The 21659-nt window shown below is 60.1% G+C and carries 17 protein-coding genes and 6 pseudogenes; 10 read left to right on the top strand and 13 right to left on the bottom strand.

Features of this window, described 5'->3' with window-relative positions; genetic code table 11:
* Positions 1 to 31: 31 nt before the first annotated feature.
* Positions 32 to 127 (top strand): annotated as a pseudogene (locus OMK73_RS10500) (IS6 family transposase); the annotation flags it as partial.
* Between the two features lie 74 nt (positions 128 to 201).
* Here the strand turns inward: OMK73_RS10500 and OMK73_RS10495 are convergent.
* On the bottom strand, positions 202 to 405 hold the full coding sequence (locus OMK73_RS10495; protein ID WP_267602090.1) for a cold-shock protein: 204 nt from the start codon (positions 403 to 405) through the stop codon (positions 202 to 204).
* 1007 nt (positions 406 to 1412) lie between these two features.
* Between OMK73_RS10495 and OMK73_RS10485 the strand changes: the two genes are divergently transcribed.
* From OMK73_RS10485 to OMK73_RS10475, 3 genes and pseudogenes are all read left to right on the top strand, one after another.
* The gene (locus OMK73_RS10485) at positions 1413 to 1982 is read left to right on the top strand and encodes a phasin family protein (protein ID WP_267601974.1); all 570 of its coding nucleotides are present in this window, start codon (positions 1413 to 1415) and stop codon (positions 1980 to 1982) included.
* Between the two features lie 118 nt (positions 1983 to 2100).
* A pseudogene (phbB, locus tag OMK73_RS10480) lies at positions 2101 to 2843 on the top strand (acetoacetyl-CoA reductase).
* A 556-nt stretch (positions 2844 to 3399) separates the two neighbouring features.
* A complete protein-coding gene (locus tag OMK73_RS10475) occupies positions 3400 to 4731 on the top strand; it encodes an IS4 family transposase (RefSeq protein WP_267601973.1) in 1332 nt (443 codons plus the stop codon).
* Between the two features lie 119 nt (positions 4732 to 4850).
* Here OMK73_RS10475 and OMK73_RS10470 read toward each other — a convergent pair whose 3' ends face one another.
* The 4 genes and pseudogenes from OMK73_RS10470 to OMK73_RS10450 form a co-directional block, all read right to left on the bottom strand.
* Positions 4851 to 6065 carry a PAS domain-containing protein gene (locus tag OMK73_RS10470; protein WP_267601972.1) on the bottom strand — a complete coding sequence of 405 codons (1215 nt, stop codon included), beginning with the start codon at positions 6063 to 6065 and terminating at the stop codon, positions 4851 to 4853.
* Positions 6062 to 6322, bottom strand: coding sequence for a hypothetical protein (locus OMK73_RS10465; RefSeq protein ID WP_267601971.1), 261 nt, complete (start codon positions 6320 to 6322; stop codon positions 6062 to 6064). The genes OMK73_RS10470 and OMK73_RS10465 overlap by 4 nt, the downstream gene beginning before the upstream one ends.
* Before the next feature lie 423 nt (positions 6323 to 6745).
* Positions 6746 to 8572: pseudogene (locus OMK73_RS39065) on the bottom strand (GAF domain-containing protein); the annotation flags it as partial.
* A 185-nt stretch (positions 8573 to 8757) separates the two neighbouring features.
* Positions 8758 to 9309, bottom strand: a complete 552-nt coding sequence (locus tag OMK73_RS10450) for a heme NO-binding domain-containing protein (RefSeq protein ID WP_267601970.1) — start codon at positions 9307 to 9309, stop codon at positions 8758 to 8760.
* A 729-nt stretch (positions 9310 to 10038) separates the two neighbouring features.
* Between OMK73_RS10450 and OMK73_RS10445 the strand changes: the two genes are divergently transcribed.
* Positions 10039 to 10596, top strand: coding sequence for a hypothetical protein (locus OMK73_RS10445; RefSeq protein ID WP_267601969.1), 558 nt, complete (start codon positions 10039 to 10041; stop codon positions 10594 to 10596).
* Positions 10597 to 10813: 217 nt separating this feature from the next.
* Here OMK73_RS10445 and OMK73_RS39060 read toward each other — a convergent pair whose 3' ends face one another.
* Positions 10814 to 11107, bottom strand: coding sequence for a DUF1413 domain-containing protein (locus OMK73_RS39060; RefSeq protein WP_420715499.1), 294 nt, complete (start codon positions 11105 to 11107; stop codon positions 10814 to 10816).
* Positions 11108 to 12062: 955 nt separating this feature from the next.
* Between OMK73_RS39060 and OMK73_RS10440 the strand changes: the two are divergent.
* Positions 12063 to 12671, top strand: a pseudogene (locus tag OMK73_RS10440) (electron transfer flavoprotein subunit beta/FixA family protein); the annotation flags it as partial.
* Here OMK73_RS10440 and OMK73_RS10435 read toward each other — a convergent pair.
* The 4 genes from OMK73_RS10435 to OMK73_RS10420 all read right to left on the bottom strand — a co-directional run bounded on the left by OMK73_RS10435 (position 12566) and on the right by OMK73_RS10420 (position 15161).
* Positions 12566 to 13813, bottom strand: a complete 1248-nt coding sequence (locus OMK73_RS10435) for a fumarylacetoacetate hydrolase family protein (RefSeq protein WP_267602087.1) — start codon at positions 13811 to 13813, stop codon at positions 12566 to 12568. The pseudogene OMK73_RS10440 and the gene OMK73_RS10435 sit on opposite strands and share 106 nt — an antisense overlap.
* Before the next feature lie 13 nt (positions 13814 to 13826).
* A complete protein-coding gene (locus tag OMK73_RS10430; protein WP_267601968.1) occupies positions 13827 to 14174 on the bottom strand; it encodes a hypothetical protein in 348 nt (115 codons plus the stop codon).
* Between the two features lie 95 nt (positions 14175 to 14269).
* Complete coding sequence (locus OMK73_RS10425; RefSeq protein WP_267601967.1) at positions 14270 to 14662, bottom strand: tautomerase family protein; 393 nt, start codon at positions 14660 to 14662, stop codon at positions 14270 to 14272.
* Between the two features lie 13 nt (positions 14663 to 14675).
* Complete coding sequence (locus OMK73_RS10420; RefSeq protein WP_267601966.1) at positions 14676 to 15161, bottom strand: MFS transporter; 486 nt, start codon at positions 15159 to 15161, stop codon at positions 14676 to 14678.
* Between the two features lie 42 nt (positions 15162 to 15203).
* On the opposite strand from OMK73_RS10420, the pseudogene OMK73_RS10415 reads away from it, so the two are divergent.
* Positions 15204 to 16151: pseudogene (locus OMK73_RS10415) on the top strand (zinc-binding dehydrogenase); the annotation flags it as partial.
* A gap of 1 nt (position 16152) precedes the next feature.
* Here OMK73_RS10415 and OMK73_RS10410 read toward each other — a convergent pair.
* Together OMK73_RS10410 and OMK73_RS10405 are read right to left on the bottom strand one after the other, a co-directional pair.
* Positions 16153 to 16278 (bottom strand): hypothetical protein, encoded by a 126-nt coding sequence (locus OMK73_RS10410; protein ID WP_267601965.1) that lies wholly within the window; start codon positions 16276 to 16278, stop codon positions 16153 to 16155.
* Complete coding sequence (locus tag OMK73_RS10405) at positions 16279 to 16491, bottom strand: DUF302 domain-containing protein (RefSeq protein WP_267601964.1); 213 nt, start codon at positions 16489 to 16491, stop codon at positions 16279 to 16281.
* A gap of 770 nt (positions 16492 to 17261) precedes the next feature.
* Here OMK73_RS10405 and OMK73_RS10395 point away from each other — a divergent pair.
* From OMK73_RS10395 to OMK73_RS10385, 3 genes are all read left to right on the top strand, one after another.
* Positions 17262 to 18218 (top strand): Bug family tripartite tricarboxylate transporter substrate binding protein, encoded by a 957-nt coding sequence (locus OMK73_RS10395; protein WP_267601963.1) that lies wholly within the window; start codon positions 17262 to 17264, stop codon positions 18216 to 18218.
* A gap of 25 nt (positions 18219 to 18243) precedes the next feature.
* Positions 18244 to 19710, top strand: a complete 1467-nt coding sequence (locus tag OMK73_RS10390; protein WP_267601962.1) for a CaiB/BaiF CoA transferase family protein — start codon at positions 18244 to 18246, stop codon at positions 19708 to 19710.
* 327 nt (positions 19711 to 20037) lie between these two features.
* The gene (locus tag OMK73_RS10385; RefSeq protein WP_267601961.1) at positions 20038 to 20502 is read left to right on the top strand and encodes a hypothetical protein; all 465 of its coding nucleotides are present in this window, start codon (positions 20038 to 20040) and stop codon (positions 20500 to 20502) included.
* A 34-nt stretch (positions 20503 to 20536) separates the two neighbouring features.
* On the opposite strand, the pseudogene OMK73_RS10380 reads toward OMK73_RS10385, so the two are convergent.
* Positions 20537 to 21630 (bottom strand): annotated as a pseudogene (locus OMK73_RS10380) (acyl-CoA dehydrogenase family protein).
* Positions 21631 to 21659 lie beyond the last annotated feature (29 nt).

The following is a 21659-nucleotide window of genomic DNA, read 5'->3' as shown; positions in this document are numbered from 1 at the left end:
CGCCATTAGCGGAATTAGCGATCAGCAACAGCTGCGTGCCTCGCTCTATCGCAAACACCTAGCTGCGAGATTCGCTGCCTGGCACGAATTCACCGAAGTGGCCCAAAATCCGTCAACTGCTTTGTGAGCATTGGTCCCGCGTGCCACTGCCTTGTCTCGCTATCGGCAAGTTGACAGCGCCCTGCAGAGGCGCGGTGGGAGTTAGAGCTTGCGAATCTGGGAAGCCTGCGGACCCTTTTGGCCTTGCGTGACCTCGAACTCAACTCTGGCGCCTTCTTCCAGAGACTTGAATCCAGTGCCCTGGATTTCCGTATGATGCGCAAACAAATCCTTGCCGCCACCATCCGGCGTGATGAACCCAGAGCCTTTTTCGTTGTTGAACCACTTCACGATTCCCGTCGCCATCTCATCCTCGCATCGCTGAATAGAAGCCATTGCAGAACGTGAGAATCTCGTGAGCAACATCACTCTACCGAGTGCACTCTGCGACGCCAAGCATAACTGAATCTGGCGGCTATAGCCAAGACGCGCTTGCTGGGGTTTTCCACGAGAGTCGCGCGCTTCGTAGTCCAAGAGGACGAGGTAAGAACGAAATGTTTGGCCGCGGATGTCCTGGCTGGTTGCCTTCGAACCCATCCCGCACAGGCACTGAGTTCATTCGAGAACGTAGGCGGTGGTCCTCGTGTCAGGCGGCGCAATGACGTCTCTCCCCTCGGATTTTTGGTGTATCACATTGTGATAAATATGCGGACACTTGGGAGCGCGCGTCCCGTGTGCGGCAGATGGACGAGAATCTACCGTAGGTATTTTCATATGTGATTTCTAGGCATATTGAACCTCATGTGGTGTACAGTTAAGATGGCCCTTCGACGCGTGATGACAAGCGTCGCACCAGCCAGAACTCGCGTTCGCGAGATAAGAGAGTCGGAGCACAAGCCAGGCTTGCTGCCACAGACTGCAGTCGTAGTCCCCAGGAAACATAGACGTTAGTCTAGGAGACGATGATGCTGAGTCCCCATGAGTTCGCCACACTCGTACTGGTAAACGAGACCCCCGACCAAGTCGACCTAGATGTCGAAGACGTGGCGGCGCTGCTGGAGAATCAGCTCGTCACCCTCGAGAACCTTGGGCCAAGCTGCAGACGGCCGCGAGTTACCCTCCAAGGGTATGTTGTCCTCAAGGCCTTCGGGCGTTCCCGCGCAAAAACTTGTCAGACAGCTCCTGCCTCACGATGAAGCCTTGACGCGGCTCCCGTCGGAGGTGCCTCCCATTACGGCCGTGCTCTGAAGTTCTACGTGGTCGAGATGCATCACAAGACCGCCTACCATGCAGCGGTCGTTTTTACCGAACTCGGTCTCAAATGTGCTGTCGTCGGATGGCGCAGGGCTGGGGTCGCACTAAGGAGATGAAAAATGAACCAGTTTTCCCCAGAGAAAATCGTGGAAGCGCAGAAGGCAAGTCTCGAAACCTTGGCTGGTCTGACGAGCAAGGCCTTCGATGGCTTTGAGAGATTGCTTGAGCTGAATCTCCAAACCATGAGGTCCACGTTAGCGGAGACACGGGAAGGCATGCAGCGGGCCTTCTCGGTCAAGGACCCACAGGAATTGATGGCATTGCAAATCGAGCTACTGCAACCCGTGGCCGAAAAGTCCTTGTCGTATCGCCGCCATTTTCTCGAAATCGCGGCGTCTACAAGGGCCGAGTTCGACAAGGTCGCCGAAGCCCACTATGAGGCCAGCAAGCGTGGCATCCAGAATCTGGTGGAAAGCGTTGGTAACGCTGGGCCCGCGGGCTCGGATGCGGTGGTTGCTGCCGTGCAAACTGCAATCAATGCAACCAATTCGTTGTACGAATCCGTGCAATCGACGACCAAGCAAGCGGTGCAGGTTGCCGAGGACAGTTTGAATACCGCTGCAGATGCGGCAGCCAAGGCGGTGCAGCATCGTCCGGCCCAGACCTCCCGGCCAGCCGCTAAGTCGTAACTGACTATGGCCCCCGCAGTGCCGTACATCATCACGGTGCTGCGGAACAACTAGAAAAAACTTGAGATGTCGGCTAGCCGCTCTGCTGGTCGCAACAAAAGCACATTGAGGAATGGAGATGACGAAGCGGGTTGCCGTAGTAACAGGAGGTATGGGCGGATTGGGGAGGCCATCAGCACCAAACTGCAAGACGCAGGTTGTACGGTGGTTGTGACCCATTCCCCTAGCAACGCCGGCGTCGCAAGCTGGCTGGAGCGGATGGCGGCGGAAGAGCGCCGATTTCATGCTTATCCTGTTGACGTTGCGGACCATAAGTCGTGTCAGAATTGTGTAGGAAGGATTCGAGAGGAGATAGGTCCAATCGATATTCTGATTAACAACGCAGGGATTACGCGAGACGCGAGTTTCAGAAAGATGGAGAAAGTCGATTGGGATGCGGTCATGCGGACCAATCTCGATTCGGTGTTCAATATGACAAAGCCGGTGTGCGATGAGATGGTCAAGCGCGGCTGGGGACGCATCATCAATGTGTCATCCATCATCGGCTCGAAAGGTGGCTTTGGCCAAACCAACTATGCCGCAGCCAAGGCAGGCATGCATGGCTTCACGAAATCGCTGGCGCTGGAAGTCGCCAAGAATGGTGTAACGGTCAACACTGTTTCGCCTGGATTCATCGCCACCAAGATGGTGATGGCTGTGCCACAGGAAATTCTGGACACCAAGGTTATTCCGCATATCCCAGTTGGCCGCCTGGGTAAGCCAGAGGAAGTCGCGGGGTTGGTCGTGTACTTGTGTTCCCGCGAGGCCGCCTTCTTGACCGGGGCGAACATCGCCATCAACGGTGGGCAGCATCTCCAGTAAGCTGCTTTGCCCGGGCCTCAAGTAGGCCCGGCATCAGTTACCCCGCATTGCCACCGCTCAGGTGGCTATCGCAGCCAGGTCAGTGGCTTTGTTGTTCTGCCTGCGGTAGGGGGGCTGGTTAGAAAGCGCCTTATGGACATGGGTCATTCCCAACGGTTGATAGGTCCGCCACCGAAGCACACGGGTACGGACCTCTCTGGGCACAGGGTACCCGGAAACACGCAGGGGGAACGCCTTCATGCAAAGACTCCGCCGGACCTCATAGCTAAGCAGCCCTCTCGCCTGGCGTCGAACCAACTCTGTGGGCGAGGTGCCTATGCAGGTAGAGGGCACGCAGGGCGAGCGTAAGGAGGTCAATCACCGTGACCGCCAGCATGACGACGCTCCATAATGAGACCCGACTCCCGCATCCAGCCTACCCAGTATAGGTCATCTCCTTATACAAAAGTCCAGCGTCCTGACCGGGCGCAGTGCGACCAGAATTTGATGGGACTTGGGCGGGAGGGGTTGTAAACTCGTGCGGATTCGCGTTTACTCCTGGCTTTTTTGAGCGCGAATGAACAACGAGTCGGGGGCATGGGTGGACGAAGAATTTGAGGCGCTGGATCTTGGCGATCCAAGGCGGGACCGACGGGCGAAGGGGCTGCTGAAGCGACTGGCTGCGAGGCCGACTGCGAGCATTCCTGGCGCATGCGAAGACTGGGCAGAGACCATCGCTGCCTATCGATTTCTCGGCAACGAGGAAGTCGAGTGGACAGACATGATGCAGCCGCATTGGGAGCGCACGGCAGGGCGGGCGCGGCAATTCCCGGTGGTGCTGTGCATTGCAGACACAACCGAGTTGAATTTTAACGGCCAGGAGATCGATGGGCTCGGGCCCTTGAGCTACGAAGCGCAGAGGGGGATGTATCTGCATCCGACCTACGCTGTGACGCCGGATCGGGAACCACTCGGTGTGATCGACGCCTGGATGTGGGCCCGGGAGCCGCTGGATGCAAACGGGCAGCGGGTTGGTATTACAGAGAGCGTACGGTGGACTGAAAGCTACGAACGCGTTGCAGAACAGGCCGCGATGTTGCCTGAGACTCGCCTGGTCTACGTGGCGGATCGGGAAGGCGATATCGCTGCGATGATGGAGCGTGCTAATGAGCTCGGCAATCCTGCAGACTGGCTGATACGTTCCCAACACAACCGCAGCCTTGATGAGGCAGGCAAGCTGTGGGACACGGTAGACGCCAGCGAAGCTCTGGGAGAGATCGGCTTCATCCTGCCGGGGCGCGCAGGCCAAAAGGCGCGCGAGGTCAAGCAGGAGTTACGTGCGCAACGCGTGAAGCTGCCGGGTAAGACGGGGCCAGCCGTCACCTGCATAGTGGCCCAGGAGATCGGCGCTCCGGCAGGCGTTACCCCTGTCGTGTGGCGACTGCTGACCAACCGGGAGGCTCAAGATACAGATGCCGTCGTCGAGCTGATCGATTGGTATCGAGCCCGGTGGGAGATTGAGATGTTCTTCAATGTCCTGAAGAACGGGTGCAAGGTGGAAGCTTTACAGTTATCCCACATGGACCGCGTGGAACGGGCCCTGGTGTTTTACATGGTGGTGGCGTGGCGCATTGCCCGACTGATGCGTTTGGGCAGAACCTGCCCTGACCTGGACGCGTCGCTATTCTTTGATGCCGATGAGATACGAGGCGCGTATCTACTCGCGAAGAAGGCGCGCCCAAAGACGCCCGTCACGCTCAATCAAATGATCCGCTTGATCGCGTCACTGGGTGGTTTCCTGGGCCGCAAGTGTGATGGCGAGCCCGGCGCCAAAACGATCTGGATCGGCATGCAGCGAACCATGGATGCTGCGTTCATGATCCTGGCGCTACGGGCTGAGGACTCATGACTTCTGTATAAGGAGATGAGTATAGGTGCCATCCCAACTGCTGGCGCGCGACGAAGTGATGGTGAACCATCGGAAAGAAAAAGCCCTTCGCGGTAACGAAGGGCGGGCATTCTTTTGCCTCAGATGACTACAGCTTGCGAATCTGTGAAGCTTGCAGTCCTTTGGGACCTTGCCTCGCAGATGTGCAGGCCTACGACGGTATCCTCCGCATCGTTCCAGGCGGGTTGATAGCTCACCTCCAGACATCCGCTTCCATCTCTGAATTCTCTGTCAAACGTGACCGATGCTCCGGCGAATGCTCTGTCGAGATAGGGTTTCACGTCGGCATATGCAGGGGCACCCCAAAGTTCCTGAATGGATAGGCCGACCATCTGGGCCGTTGAGAGGCCGAACCTCCGCTCATAGGCCTCGTTGACATACACATAGCGTTCGTCGACGCCGACATAGGAAACGAGGTCCGGAAGATGGTTGGCGATAGCCTGAATGCGCTTCTGGCTTTCATGCGCCGAATCCTTGGCTTCGTGCAGCGCAGCCTCTCGCTCGGAGAGCTGATGCATCAAGAGCGAGAATGTCATTGCTAGGTCGCCGATTTCGTCCTTCCTGGTGATAGGTAGGGCCCTATGGGCGGAAAAGTCCGTCGCGCTTTGTTGAACTACCTGGTGCAGGCGCTCCAACGGGACCAGCAGACGCCGAACAACCAGCCACATCAGCAGCACCGCGCTAGCCAGTGCAATGCCGGCCGCCAGCATTACCTTGTATCTCACGTCCGTCAGAGGTGCGAAGGCCTCCTTTGCGGGGAATGTTCCAATAATCTCCCAGCCGGTGGTCTCAAGTAGATACCGCGCAACAATGGGCTGGGTTGGCCAAACAAACTCCCACGTTGGCGGTGATGGCAACTGTGTGTCACACAACTCACCGGTCGCCTTCGCTTTCGAGAGTAGCTTCGAAAGGTCGGTATGGATGACGTAACGAGGGTTGTCGCCCGATGAAACGAGGCAATAAGTACCGGTCGCACCAATTCGGTCGTGGGCAAGCTCTTGCAGGAAGTTCTCCCGGAGAAGGTGCAGTCCACCCACGACAACGGCACGTAGTTGACCATCCCCCGACCGTAGCGGGACAGCCATAAACACGGCCGGTGCGCCTGTTGCCCGACTTACTATCGGCTCAGAAACGGCGATGGATGCGCCTTGTACGATTTGGCGGAGGTAGTCGCGGTCAGCCACATTCACCTGCCGGTCTTCGGGCATCGCCGTGTTGAAGGCGACGTCACCATTTGGCCAAACCAAGGCCACCGTATTGAAGGCCTCGGGGATGGAAACCGCTTGGGCGGTCAAGCTTTTAGCTCCCCAGGAGGCCGTTCCAATATCGGCGTGAGCAAGCGAGCCAGGCGGCGCAAGACGACGGTGCGTCCTTCGAACTGGTCATCGAGCCGTTCCGCCACCAGCTTGACCCTTTCCTCTTGTTGCGATTGAAGCACTTCTTTGAGGCTGGTGTAGGCGTAATACTGAGCGACGACAGCCAGCACCATGATGACAAGCGCAACGACGAGCGCGGTCGCCACCGCGGCACGAGTTTTCAGGGACCAACGCACTGGCTTTCTTCCCCCTCAAGAATGTTGTCAATTATCCGATATCCCAAGTTGGCCCGTCTTCCGTACAGGCTGGGCGAGCCATGATTGCCGGCTGCCTTATCCGTTACTGTGCCTGTCTGCAGACTTGGACTTCTGAAATCGGCTGCCTTGCAGCGCACCCTCTTGGGGGCGCACCCTAGTTGTTACTTGTCTTCCTATGGCTAAGGGAAGAAGCAGTGGGGGAGACTGCGGGAGGGTTACGGCCAACCGTCGACTGCTGCCGCGTGGGGAAGTGCAAACCTGTGGCCGCGGCGGTGAGGCGCTTGGCAAGAAGATGGGCCGCACTTCCAAAATGCTGCATCCAATTCCAAAGGTCAGAGCATGGAACTGTCCCTCTACTGTTGAGGTAAGCCCGAGGCTTCGAGTCGCTTTATTGGGCGCTCAACGGGGTGCGGAAGCATCACACGCATCCACATTAAGCGTCGCCTGGGCATCCTGGGGGCTTCGCGCCTCCAGCAGCGCAGCGAGGGCGACCGACTCCAGTGGTTTGGAGAAAAAATAGCCTTGTCCGAAGTCGCAGCCCAGCGACTTGAGATGCGTCACGTGCTTCTGCGTTTCGGTACCCTCGGCGACGACCTCGATGCCGAGGTTGCGAGCCAAGCTCATGATGGTCTGCACAACTTGCAAGCCTTCATGGCCACGGTCGAGCTGAGCCACAAAGGACCGGTCAATCTTCAAAATATCCAGCGGGAAGCGGTGCAGGTAGCTGAGTGAGGAGTAACCCGTGCCGAAATCGTCGATGCTGATTCGCACCCCTAGTTCACGCAGTTGCGTGAGGACGGCGACGGTCCGTTCCGAATCCACCATGGTAATGCTCTCCGTAATCTCCAGCCTGACAGTGCCTGGATTGATGCCGGTGTCCGATAACACTCTGCCCACATGCTGAACAAAGTCGTGCTGGGCAAACTGTCGCGCGGAGACATTGATGCTGACCGTCAATGCGGGCGTACGCGGATACTCCTTGTGCCAGTGGGCCATCGTTTTGCAAGCCTCGCGCAGCACCCACATGCCGAGGAACAGAATCAGGCCGGTATCTTCTGCCACCTGGATGAAGTCGGCGGGATAGACCAGCTCCGTTTCCGACTTGCGCCAGCGCACCAACGCTTCCACACCGACAATTTCCTCATTGTCCAAGGTGACGACGGGCTGGTAGTGCAGGACAAACTCATTATTCTGCAGGGCACGCCGCAGGCTGGTTTCCAGTGCAAGGCGACTCACGGCATGCTCGTGCATGGTGTGGTCGTAGACTTCGTAGCGGCTCTTGCCCAGCGTTTTGGCCCGATACATCGCCAGGTCCGCATGCCGAAGAATTTCCTCGGCCGATTCGTAGCCCAAGGAACTGATGGCGATGCCGATGCTGGCGCTCGCGTAGAGCTCCTCGCCTTCTATCAGGAAAGGCGCTTCGAAGGCCCGCATCAATCGTTCGGTCATGCGTACCGCGTCATTCACGTCGGCCACGCTGTCCAGCAGAATCGTGAATTCATCGCCCCCCATCCGAGCCAGCGTATCGCTTTCACGCAGACAGCTTGCCATGCGACCCGCTACCTGGATGATGAGGGTGTCGCCGGCCAGATGACCGAGGCTGTCGTTGACCAACTGAAACGGTCCAAGTCGACAAAGAGCACTGCAAATGTAACTTCTTGATGGCGAATACTGCGAGCAACCGCACGGGCCAGTCGGTCGGCAAACAATGCGCGGTTGGGCAGGCCGGTAAGCGCGTCGTGGAAGGCATCGTGAATCAATTGGTCTTCAGCACGCTTGCGCTCGACCACTCGCCCCGGTTGGGTACCAACTTGCGCCATCAGGTGCAGCAGCCTTTCGTTCGGTTCCAGCACGCGGTCGGCAAAGAACTCAAGGACCGCCGTCACTTCACTGCCCAGTAGCACCGGGAAGGCAGCGGCGGCCTGCAACCCAACCCGCTCAGCCACGCCGGCGCGGGAGAAATGGGGGTCCCGGGCGATGTCCATGACCCATGCCGGCGCTGCGCTGGCTAGTACGCGACCAGGCAAGCCAACGCCGGTCCGAAAGTCCACGGCCTCGGTGGCTTGGTAGAAATCATGAAAGCGCTCGTCCTCGACGCCATGCCAGATGGACGTCGAGAGCAGGCGTGGCTCGCCCCCGGTGCCATCCACAAGGTACGCGTGCCCAACCTGCCAGCCGGTGAACTGGCAAACCGTACGTACGGCAAACTGAAGCGCATCGGCGACGGATATCGCTTGGTTGGCCGCGTCTGCGACGGCCTCCAACAACTGCAGTTGCTGTTGTTTTTCATAGAGCTCGCGAAGCCCTTTCTCAGCGATGATTTCCGCCTCAATGCGCGCCTTGCGCTCACGCTGGAGCCGCCGGCGCAGTTTTTCGGTCTCCACCTCAAGCTGCTGAACGCTGTTCATGGTCACTTAGCTCGCCTTCTTGCCAAGGAAGCTAATCCGACACTGACAGGTCTGGTCACCTTGATGCATGCATTGGAGGTGGTCAAAACTCAGCGCTTCCCCAAAGTGGTCGGCCGCGCCTTCGACAAAACCTTGCGCCAGTGCGCACAGACGCCGCGCGGAACGGTAGGTCATCAGCAGCGACCCGTCCGGTTCCTCGCGGAAGCCGAAGGTCGGGACGTCCGCACCCGGGTAGACCTTGCGGACCTCGGGGTGAATTATGGAATTGACGCTGAGCACGAACGGGCGAGTCGTGGTGTGGGCGCAAAAGTAGGTAGGATAGCGGCTGGCAAGTAAAGGCATCGCCTCGCGTCCGAACCAGCGCAGGGTGGCAAACGGGGTCATGTCCAACGTCTGGGCAGCGACGCCGACGAGTTTGTAGATATCGTCATCGGGATAGCTGCCAAGGGAAGTGTAAGCGCCGTCCAAGTCCGCGCCTTCCAGCAGGGAATCCCACGCGTCCTCACCATGGTGCCGGATGACCACCTCTTCCAGCAAATTGAAAACTATCCCCTTCATCCCTGCTCCCCGTTCCCGTTGCAATGTCGCTCTTATTGGCGAGAGCTTGTTTGGTGCTCGCTGCGAGGTCGTCGCAGCTACACAAAATTGTGTGAGATTAACAGAGCAGGCTGTGGTTACGCCACTCAAGGTTGTTCCTCAATCGTTCACCGTTAGCCTACGCCGTGACCGGTGGAGGGCTTCGCGGCGACTGCCCACTTGTCGTCCGCACCGACCCATTCATCCACTATCGGCAGACTATTCCTGGAATTGAGTGCGCCATTGTGTGCGCGTCGATGCCGCGATGCTCCCGATGCTGCGCTGCGGAATTTCGTCAGGAGGGATAGCGGGAAACCTAATGGGATGGGTGGCAAGATGCAACCGACGACCACGAAGAACTAGCGTGCTAGCCGACTCTGACGCCCGTCTCCCTGTATTGTGCAGGGGGCACAGACAGGCGCTCAATCGATGCTGCTACCTCAGCTTGATGCGCCGAGACATGCGACCCGATAGTGGACGGGGTCAATTGGCGTCCTGTCCATCAGTGCAAGCTTGCCAACGAAATACTTGACCCAGTGATAACGCTGCGCAATCTCTTCGGTTCAGGGTACGCGGCGCACTGCCAACCAGCGTGAGGGCTAAAACCGCGTCCTAGACGCGGTATGGCATCTTCCTCCGCTTCTACCGTTACCCGTGTCCTGCGTCTGCGCATCAAGGAACGCCTCCTGGCTCAGCGCCCAAGCGCGCGAGGTGAACTGCGTATGGAACTATTGCAACGAGCTCTCCGCGCTCGTGTTTGAGCGCGAGCGCCGGTTCATCGGCGCCTACGAGCTGCAGAAGTTCACCGACGGGGCGACCAAGGAAGGACTTGGCCTGCATAGCCATACCGTCCAGAAGATTGGACAGGAGTATTGTCGCCGACGCAAGCAGTTCAAGAAGTTCAAGTTGCGCTGGCGCGTGAGCGGCGGCACGCGGCGTAGCCTCGGCTGGGTGCCGTTCAAGACCGGGGCGTTGAAATATCTCAACGGCCAGGTTCGTTTCAATGGCCAGACGCTGTCTCTGTGGGACAGCTACGGTCTGTCTCAATACGACCTGCGGGAGGGCAACTTCAGTGAAGATGCCCGTGGACGCTGGTTCCTGAACGTGACCGTCCAAGTGCCAGTGGGGCTTGGTCCGCCGGCGAGTAAGACTGTAGTCGGGGTCGACCTCGGCCTGAAGCAACTCTTTGCCACGGGCACGCGGCCTGGCTTGGCTGGAAGAAAATGTTGCCCCTTCCGTATCGCGAGGGTTGGTGTAGTACGGGAGTGAATGAGGCCTCTCAGGAGGCTGCGGCCGGGCGTGGCCGTCATGAGGTCCGGCGCGATGACAGAAGCCGAATCGTATGATCCGCTTCTCGATTGCTAGCGGCTGACTCGGCTACTGTTGCGCCGATCGTGGGCGAGCCTGCTGCAGCGTGAACGGCGCTGGATCCGCAGCGCTACCCGGGTCTTCGATCCAGGCATCCCCGCAGGGCCTCGGCCCTAGATCAAGCCGTGAACGTCTTGTAGATGGTTTGTCCAAGTTCGTTCTTCCCTGCCGTAACTCGAATTCGGGCGAAACCCGACGCAAATGTTGTCCGTTGTCTGCCATCCACTTCTTTGCGAAACATCCTTCCGATGCGCTGTCTCACAGGCAATGCTATATGCGTCCACTCGCCCGGGTAGCTCTGTTCATTGATAGAGGGAACGGTGAACTCTGTCCCGGCGGGAAGGAGCGAAGCATGGGATAAGAGTTGAAAGACTCGACCCTCAACGTCGATATCAAGTGCTGCAATAGGCATAGCATTTTTCGAATCGTTTTGCTAATTTATACCATTCTGGGTTTGGTCGGTTTTGGTCGATCGACGCAAACGTCGATCAGCAGCAACTACAGGGCAACACCAGGCTCGGCCGGCGGCGTGATCCGCAGCCACGCGCCTAGAAGTCGCAGTCTGATCAACTGATCGCCCAGTTGCGTATGCGGCGGCCCGGACATTTCTCTGGTTTGCGAGCACCGCCTGCTACCTTGCCCGTTCCGCCCAGGCAACGGGCAGCCTTGTAAATACGCGAAAAAAACAATTCATCGCCACTCCTGATGTTGGGGATCGTTAATTCCGCTAGCGGTGACCGCTATATCCGCTAGCAATCACATGGCTGTAAGCCATTGATCTATATTGCGAAACGGCCGTTCAGTGGCGACTTTTGCCGTTGTGCAAGAGCAACGCCATTTTCCGTCCATGTCCAACGATTCCGCTAATACGGCGCGGTGGATCATTAATTCGGTTAACACGGGCTACGCCGAGCCGGTGTCGGCGAAATTCTATTGCTGGCCGGGCAGGGCGGACGGGGAGGGTGATAGTTCGGTAGAGCCATGCGTATGACCTCGCGAAAGATCGGAAAAATAGGGGTATTCTGGCGATCCGCGTTCACGCCACGACCTGCGCGCCAGGGAGATCTCCATTGAAAGCACTCGCGAGCATCGGCAGGAGAAGAGCGTTTTTCCTTCATCTATCCTGGCTGGCACCCACATTTGCGGAATTTGAGGTCGCCATTAGCCGAAATAACGATCTGCAACACTGGTTGACTGACGGCGATCGCCGAGAAGATCACCGCGGGGTATGTCGGAGGCTCGTTTTCAAGGAAGCCGGTTCTTGGAATACCACACCAAGTGTGTGAGCAATTGTGTGCCTCTGGCGCAGGGTTTCGAGCGGCAGTTAGGCAAGAGGAATGTCGCTCAAGACAACGGAGAACTTTTTAATGAAGATTCTGGTGGCCGTCAAGCGGGTGGTTGACGCTAATGTGAAAGTCCGTGCGAAGTCCGATGAGACCGACGTCGACCTGGCGAATGTGAAAATGTCGATGAACCCGTTCGACGAGATCGCCGTCGAGGAAGCAGTTCGCATGAAGGAGGCTGGCGTAGCGACCGAGGTGATCGCTGTCTCGGCGCGGATCGCGCGATCCTCATTGAGTCGAATGAAGCCCTGCAGCCGCTGGCTGTCGCCAAGCTGCTCAAGTCGCTCGTCGATAGGGAGCAGCCGCAGCTCGTGATTCGCGGCAAGCAGGCCATCGACGACGATTCGAACCAGACCGGCCAGATGCTCGCCGCATTGGCGAATCTGCCGCAGGCAACGTTCGCTTCGAAGATTATCGTCGCGGATGGCAAGGCCACGGTCGCGACGTGAAGTCGATGGCGGCGCGGAGACGCTCTCGCTGAAATTGCCCGCCGTGGTGACAACCGATCTTCGTCTGAACGAGCCGCGCTACGTCACGCTGCCGAACATCATGAAGGCGAAGAAAAAGCCGCTGGAAACGGTCAAGCCCGAAGACCTTGGTGTGGACGTCACGCCGCGCCTTAAGACCTGCCGTAAGACCATCTTGACCGCCTGGTCGAGGGCGTGCCGGGCCTGATGTTTGCTCGAAGTGCCAAGATGCGATTCCTGATCGAAGGCACGATGGAGTTTTGGTGGAAGACGCCGCCAGAACTTTGCTGACGGCGCTTCTGAGTCGGTCTTCGGTACTTCCGCCGGCTGCGACGAGCCTGTATACTTTCCGTTACGCACTCGCGACAATCGTCGCAGTGCATGCTCCGAACCCAATGGAGGAGAACCCCGCTCTTTCGCATCGCCCTTGCAGAGTGATTTCGTCCCCGTCAAGCAAGAAGGCACGGCGTTCGCCATTCGGAAGGATAATCGGCTGCGTCCCCCGACTGTCAACTCAAGCATACTGCCCAACTCCGCATTTGTGGGACCAGAGATCGTGCCCGTACCAATCAAGTCGCCGGGCAACAGATTGCAACCGTTGACTGTATGGTGTGCAACCATCTGTGCCGGCGTCCAGTAAAGATGCCGTGCGTTCGAGGTGATTATTTCTACTGCGTCATCTCCCTCCGCACGCATCTTTGCTGACGATAGCAGAACGCGGAGCGCAATGTCCAAGCCACCAGACACCTGGTCCTCGCTATCGTACAGATAGGATAGCGGTTTGGGATCGCCAGCACTGCGGGCCAGTGCAGGTACGCGGAATGGAATCAACGCCTCCGCGGTAACAACCCAGGGTGACACCGTTGTCGCAAAACTCTTGCTGAGGAACGGTCCAAGTGGAAACATCTCCCATCGTTGGGTATCACGCGACGACCAGTCATTGAGCAGTGAGAAACCAACAATCTGCTCGCTAGCCGAGCCGATTTGAATCGAGGTCCCTTGCGGGTTGCCTGTCCCAACGTAAAAGCCCATCTCCAGTTCAAGATCGAGTCGCTCAGATGGCCCGAATCCGGGCTCCTCACCGCGCGATTTTGGAGGACGCTGGCCCCGCGGTCTGCGCACCGTCGCGCCACTCACTTGCACTGAGGAAGCCCGGCCGTGATATGCGATTGGAACCCATTTGTAGTTCGGAGGCAGGGGGTCTTCAGGTGTTAATAGCGCACCTGCGGCGATGGCATGGTGAATACCGGCGTAGAAATCCGTATAGTTCGAGAGTGCCGTCGGCCTATAGAGTTGGCAACCCGACATTTCGTGCAACAGGCTAGATGCATGTGCGCGAGCAGCGTCTCCTGATTGGCCGACGTCGAGCAAGCTCCCACACGCTTCTGCGAAGATGGCCAAGGGTTGGTTGCCCTAGCGAGAACAATGCATTCAACGACGAAGAGTAAATTGCTTCCTGCGGAAGCGATTTGGGCAGTAGCCCAAGTTTACACGCCGCCACGAGGTCAAAAATTTGGTCGCCAATCGCGATTCCCAGATGGGGCACGTCATTTGAGCCGTGGCTGAAGACGCCAAGCGGAAGATTTTGGAGCGGGAAGTCTCCGATCGGGTTGTTGGCAGCTTCGACCCAGCTCTTGCGTGCTGGATCATGGGTCTCGTTCAGGGTCATAACTTCATCCTTTGAGCTTGGGAGTAGCGGCGCTACCGGCCCATTCACGCATGCTGCGTCAAGCGCGTGGAATGCACGAGAATTACTGGCCTTGCTTAGCCGCGTCCGGTCGCCAGCGCATCCTGGTCGGCTTCGGGAAGGAGGACGCCATTCTCGAATGCCTGATAACCCGGGATGTCGACAAGGAACATCACTACCGCGGTAATGGGTTCGCCAGTTGCGGAACTCCACGCTTGCGCAAGCTTTAGCAGCAGCTCACGCTTGAGTTCCTCGGATCGACGCCGGATGAGTCCAACCATGCGCGTTCCAGGCGCGGCCTCTCCAGCGAGGAACAAGTTGCCAGGCGGTACCTCTACGAAGGAGCAACTGACATAGTCGGAGGGTGCTCCGGTGATTTGGCAATGTGTGGTGGTGATTGCTCTGGCGATCTCCGCCTTGCGTTGCGCGCTAATGCTGCCAGTCGTTACGGTGAACTGATAGAAGGGCATAGTCATCCTCTCTTTATGAAGTCGTAATAGATTTCGAATGGACATCCGGCCCGTGACCTTCGCCGAGATGTAGGGCACGAGTTTCCCTAGAGAACATCAGTGCGATAAGCGAAATGGCGCAAAGCACGGCCATATAGATGCCGATCGAGAACGTGCCAAAATTGGTAATCAGTTGGCTCGCCACGATAGGCGTAATAGCTCCACCAAGTATCGTGGCAATGTTGTAGGAGAGGCCGGCTCCTGTGTAGCGATAGCGGGGGGCGAAGAGCTCTGGAAGATAGGCGCCCAGTGGGCCATATGCGAGGCCGATCGCTGCTTGCAGAACAACCACGCCGACCAGCAAGGCTAATGCAGTACCACCCTGGATGAGCGGAAAAAGGCCGAGAGCCATAACCAAGCATAAGCCGTTGCCGATGAGGAGAACTCGCTTGCGACCGATCTTGTCGGACCACACTGCGCCAACAATTGTTGAGACTCCCAGCGATACGCCGCCTGCCATGCCTACCAGCAGAACCGTAGTGCGACTGAGCCCGAGATTCGCGGCACGGCCGAGCGCCCCATAGTCACCGCGCGCGTTCCGGAAGGCGCGATGCGCAGCATGGCGGGCCGCCTGGATGCGTCCATGCCGGTTGGCAATGAGGGCGCGGGCGTGGTCGTCGATGCAGGCTCGTCCCCTGGGGCGCAAGCCTTGATGGGCAAGACCGTGGCTGCCATCGGCGGCGCGATGTACTCGCAGTACCGTTGCATTTCCGCGGACCAGTGCCTGGTCCTGCCCGAAGGCGCCACACCTGCTGACGGCGCGTCGTCATTCGTCAACCCGCTCACCGCACTGGGCATGATCGAGACCATGCGGCTCGAAGGACATAGCGCCCTGGTGCACACCGCCGCGGCCTCCAACCTGGGCCAGATGCTCAATCAGATCTGTCTCAAGGATGGCATCGAGCTGGTGAACATAGTGCGCAAGCAAGAGCAGGCGGACCTGCTCAAGGCACAAGGTGCGGTCCACGTCTGCAACGCCGCGTCGCCCACGTTCATGCAGGACCTCACCGAGGCACTCGTCGCCACTGGCGCAACGATCGCGTTCGACGCCACGGGCGGCGGCAAGCTCGGCGGCCAGATCCTCACCTGCATGGAAGCGGCCTTGAACAAGACGGCCCGCGAATACAGCCGCTATGGCTCGACCACCCACAAGCAGGTCTACCTCTACGGCGGCCTGGACACAAGCCCGACCGAGTTCAACCGCAACTTCGGCATGGCGTGGGGCATGGGCGGCTGGTTGCTGTTCCCGTTCCTGCAGAAGATCGGGCGCGAGCGGGCCAACGCGCTGAAGCAACGCGTGGTGGCGGAGCTGAAGACCACCTTTGCCAGCCACTACTCGAAAGAGATCTCGCTGGCCGAGGTGCTGGACCTGGACGTGATCGCCGTCTACAACAAGCGCGCGACGGGGGAGAAGTACCTGATCAACCCGAACAAGGGCCTGGCCGGATAAATCACCCCGGGGCACCTTGCGCGCCCACCGTGTCAAGAATCAGCCGCTGCGCCACAGCCAGCGGCGCGGCGCTGCCGGCCGGCAATGGGTGAGCGCTTTCCAGTTCCGCGGCGGTGTGGAAGCTCACTCAGGTGCTGCCCTGGCAGTCATCGCGCACCAGCACGCGCAGGGGCAAGTTCAGCGCAACGATGCGTGCCGCGAGCATCAACGGCGTTCCCCGCTTGGCGTTGCCATAGATCAGCACCTGCGTCGGCGGCATTGCCAGCCCGGCGTTGCGTGCAGCCTCAGCATGGTAGATCCGCGCGAAGATCGTCATGCCCTTGTCCAATTGGCCGGTCACGGCCGGCTGCTGCCGGTGATGCCGCGGCCCCGTCTCTGACCGACCCATTTCCGCCATTGAGCACTGTCATTCCGAATGTCCTCGTCGACCGATAAGCGGCCGCTGGCTTCCCGCTTCCAGGATGACTTTTTCCGGCCGAAGCAGTCTGACACCCAATCGAGGTAGCTGTTTGCCGACGGACATGGCGAACAGGCCATTCAACGTCATCATGACAACCGAGCAGCGCCGAGAGTCGATGCCCGCGGGCGCAGCAGCTGGAGGACTACCTGCCCAGCCACGGTTCCGTTGGAAGCCAAACAGCACTGCCGCCCGGGATGACGCGCTCAACCGGCACTGTGTGGAGAGGAGAGCGACTATTGGCCTGCGCCGCCCAAGGTGGCGCGGTCCACTGTCATGGGCGCCCGAACGCTCCAAATAGCCGCGCGAGGACCGGGAGCGCGGCCGCTCTACGTTCAAGATGGCGAAACAACACTCGCTGACACCGCGATCTTCGGGCTAGCCTTTGTTTGCACGCACGGCGAGGAATCACTCTTGAAACCCATCGTCCTGGTTCAAGCCGCGCGTGGTTGGCATTCCGACTTCATTGGAATGTTCTTCGGCCGCGTGTTTCCCGCGCAGGAAGCGCCAGAGCGGGGGCTCTTGCGGTCCTTGCGCGCGCCGATGCCGGCGGCACGCGAGGTCGCGCGGGAACGGCTCGGCCGCAACGGGCGCCAGAACGAGAATTGTGACGAGTATGCAGGAGATTCAGGCATGAAGACTTCCCGAAGACAATGGCTGGCAGGGATGGTGGCGTTGACCGCCTGGTCGGTCGCATGGGGGCACGGAACGGGGGATGGCCCGACCGGCCCGTGCGGGTCATCGTGGCCAGCGCGGCGGCTGGTGGTACCGACGCCCTGGCACGGGTACTTGCCGAACAACTGGGTATGGCATTCGGTAAGCCGTTCGTGGTGGAGAACAAGCCTGGCGCCAACGGCTTGATTGCCAGCGAAACGGTGGCCAATGCGAAGCCTGACGGCTATACGCTGCTGTTCACCTATGCCGGCGCCATTGTCGTCAACCCGTCCCTCTACAGGCGCGCGCAGGATCCGCTCAAGAGGTTTGAGCCCATCGCGCTGGTGGGCAGCTTCGGGAACCTGCTCGTGGCATCGCCCACGGTGCCGGTGCATAACATCAAGGAACTCATCGATTATGCGAAGCGACGGCCCGGTCAATTGAGCTATGGTTCGTGGGGAATCGGTTCGGGCGGTCATCTGACGATGGAGACCTTCCTGAAGAAGGCCAATATCGCCATGACTCATGCACCGTACAAGGGGACGGCAGCCGTGGCCACCGATCTCCAGAGCGGTACGCTGCCCGTCGGCTGGGTCGACGTGAGCTCGCAGATCGGGCTTGTCAAGGCAGGACGCCTGGTGCCGCTCGCGGTCAGCGGCACCACCCGGATGCCGCAGTTCCCGGATGTCCCGACAATGGGCGAACAGGGTTATCCGTTCGCGACCACAAGCTGGTACGGCATGTTCGCGCCGGCCGGCACGCCGAAGGCGTTGGTGGATCGTCTCAACCAGGAAGTATTGCGCGCGATCGCCACGCCGGCCATGCGTGAACGCCTGACTGCGCTCAACCTGCCTGTGGCGCCTGCGCTGACACCCGCGCAGTTCAGGAATGTGGTTGCCGACGATACGCTGACCTGGCACCGCATTGTGCAGGCCACGGGCCTCAAACCGGAGTGAAAGGGCGATGGGAGGAATGGAAGCAATGCAAGCATCGAACATGGCGGCCGATGGAGAAACCGTGCTGGACGGGCTGCGTGTCCTCGATTTTGGCCAGTTTATAGCCGCGCCCTCGGCCGGCCAGATCCTGGCGGACCTCCGGGCCGATGTGATCAAGATCGAGCCGCCGGGCGGCGACGCCAGCCGGCGCTCCGGCTGGCAGGCGGACAACTGCGGACCGATGTTCTCGGCCTACAACCGGGGCAAGCGTTCTATCGTGCTGGACCTGCGCCGTGCCGAGGACCGCGGCGTCGCGCTGGACCTGGTGCGCAGCGCCGATGTATTGCTGCAGAATGCGCGGCCGGGTGTGATGGAGAAGTATGGGCTCGGCGCTGCGGACCTGCGTAAGCGGTATCCGCGGCTGATCTACGGCTCGGTCAGCGGGTTCGGCCACAGTGGAGCGTCTGCGGCTCGTCCTGGGCTGGATATTGCCGCCCAGGCCGAAAGCGGCATGATGAGCATGAACGGCGACGCCCACGCCGATCCGACGCGGGTGGGTTTTACGGTTGTCGACGTCCTAGCCGGCCGCACGCTCGCCACGGGCGTACTTGCGGCGCTAGTGCGCCGGGGCATCACGGGGCAGGGCGCCCATGTCACGGTGTCGTTGATCGACGTGGCGGCCGACGCGCTGAGCCAGCAATGGGCCGAGCACCAGTTGCTCGAAGCGCCGCCGTCACGCTGCGGCAACGGGCAGGCGACCCTGGCGCCGGCAGCCGATATCATTGGCACGGCCGATGGGAAGATCGTCATCTCCGCCTATCTACAAGAGCACTTCGCGCGCCTGTGCGCTTGCTTGGGGCGACCCGGGCTGGCGCAGGACCCACGCTTCCACGACAATGCCTCGCGCGTTGCCAATCGGACAGGCTTGCGCGAGGAGCTGGCCGGGATGCTTGCGGATCTCGCTGCCGAGGACGCTTGCAGCCGGCTCAATGAGGCCGGTGTGGTATGCGGCGTCGTGCGGGAACTCGGCAATGCCATGGACCGCGCGGCAGCCGCCGCGCCGGAGCGGTTGGTCCGCGTGCCGTCGCCAGGCAACCGGCAACTCCGCATGCCTGCGCTGCCGCTGACCATCGACCATGCGACGCCACGTGACGCCGCGCTGCCCGAGTTGGGGCAGCATGGGGAAGAGATTCTTGCCGAACTGGCTCGCCAGGAAACGGCCCCTTCGATTTTCTCCCCTCTCTTGCTTGCGGGAGAAGGGCTGGGGGTGAGAGCGCGGCCCGCTAACTGGCGAGATCGTCCGTGGGGGCGCAACGGCATTTCCCTCACCCTAGACCCTCTCTTGCACCGGAGAGTCTTCCGCAGGCCGGCCAGCCGACTTGCTGCTCAAGTAAGCGGTACTACAGTAGACAAGAACCGACGAGGCGCGCAGTGTGGCCGCATCCCCTCTGGTGCCATGAGGTGCCCGTGGGAGAGTCTGGCTCCGGCAGGCGACATTGGACTTGATTGGTGAGCGTGGTTCGCTTCCCGCTGGGTAGGTTTGTTTCCCCTTGAGGCCTGCCGGGCGCGTCGGTGCCGATTCTTCCCTGACAGGAGGACCGACGATGAAGACGCTACCGGTACTGGATGAACGCGCCACCGGCATCGACGTGGGCAGCACGCGCTTGCACGTGTCGATCGGCGGAGATACGCCACGCGTCTTCGGCACGATGAGCACGAGATTGCGGAGCTGGTCGGCTGGCCGCAGGCCGAAGCGGTACGTTCGGTGGCGCTGGAAGCGACCAGCGTCTACTGGCTGTAGCTGTACGGGACGCTGGAGGCGAGCGGCATCGCCGTTATCGTGGTCAACGGCCGGCAAGTGGGCAATCTGCCCGGGCGCAAGACCGATATGGCCGACTGCCAGTGGCTCGCCACGCTGCACGCGCACGGCCTGCTGCATTCGGGGTTCGTGCCGCCGGCGCCTGCAGGACTACCCGGCAAGCGCCACGGGCAGCAATCCCGGCACCGCAACCGCACCGGGCAGCTGTTCTGCCAGATGGCACGCAGTCTGGCGCGCAGCAAGGACATCGCCTTGGGTGGCTTCTACCGACGCATGGCAGCACGACGCGGCGCACTGATTGCCAACATTGCGTTGGCACGCAAGCTGGCCATCCTCTTCTGGCGCGTCATGGCTAAGGGCATGCAGTACGTCGAAAGTGGCTTGGCACACTACGAGGCCCGCGTCCTCGAAACCAAACGGCGGGCACTCAGGCGCCTGGCCAAACAAGTCGGCCAGGAGCTAGTTCCCCTCCCTACTGCCGAATAAAAACCAATGGTTCATGAAAAGGGGAAGAAAGCTCTCAACCCGCCAACGCCAGCGTCCGCTTGGCGATATTGATCTGGTGAATCTGGCTCGTGCCCTCGTACAGACGAAACAGGCGGACATCACGGTAGAACCGCTCGATGCCGTAGTCGCCGATGTAGCCGTAGCCGCCGAACATCTGTACGCAGCGGTCCGCCACGCGGCCGCACATCTCCGAAGCGAAATACTTGCAGATCGACGCTTCCATTGTCACGTCCTGGCCGTCGTCGCGCTTGCGTGCGGTTTCCAAAATCAAGGCGCGGGCGGCATGCACGTCGGTCTGGCAGTCGGCAATCATGGCCTGCACGAGCTGGAAGTCGGCCACGCGCTGACCGAACTGCTTGCGCTCTGAAACAAAGCGCACGGCATCGTCCAGCATTCGGATGGCCGGGCCGGTACAGAGGGCGGCCAGGTGGATGCGTTGCTTGTTCAGTACCTTCATCGCGGTGCGGAAGCCCTGTCCTTCCTCACCGCCGATGATGTTCTCCGCCGGGACGCGGCAGTTCTCGAAGTGCACTTCGGAGACGGGCGATCCGGCCCGGCCCATTTTTTCGTACGGCTTGCCCTCAGTCCCGGCGTCTCGCGGGTCACGACGAACGCCGAAATGCCGCTGGCGCCTGGCCTGTCGGGATTGGTGCGCGCCATCACCGTGAACAGGCCGGCGATGGGGGCATTGGTGATGAAACATTTCGTGCCGTTGAGGACGTAATGCTCGCCGTCGCGTACGGCCGTCGTCTTCAGCGCCGTGGCGTCGGAGCCGGCTTCGGGCTCGGTCAGGGCGAAGGCACCGGTCAGCTCGCCGCTGGCCAGCGCGGGCAAGTAGCGGGCCTTCTGCGCGCGCGTGCCGTCAGCCACCAGTGCTTCGGAGCCGATGCCCGTATTGGTGCCGACTCGCGCCCGGAACGCCACGGAGCATTGCGACAGCTCGATGGCGGCCAGCACCAACTCCTCGGTTGTCATGCCGGCACCGCCGTATTCCTCCGGAATCGAGTAGCCGAACATGCCCTGGCGCGCCATGGCGTCGACCAGGTCGTCATGACACCCACTATTTGGCGAGACACGATGATTCGAGACAATGTTGAGGGATTCCAGGCGTTTTTGGCGTCGCTGCGCCGCTTCGT

This window comes from Cupriavidus sp. D39, from assembly GCF_026627925.1.
GTDB lineage: Bacteria > Pseudomonadota > Gammaproteobacteria > Burkholderiales > Burkholderiaceae > Cupriavidus > Cupriavidus ulmosensis.
Note: the sequence above shows the minus strand (reverse complement) of the source record. Positions and strands in the feature narration are given on the sequence as shown.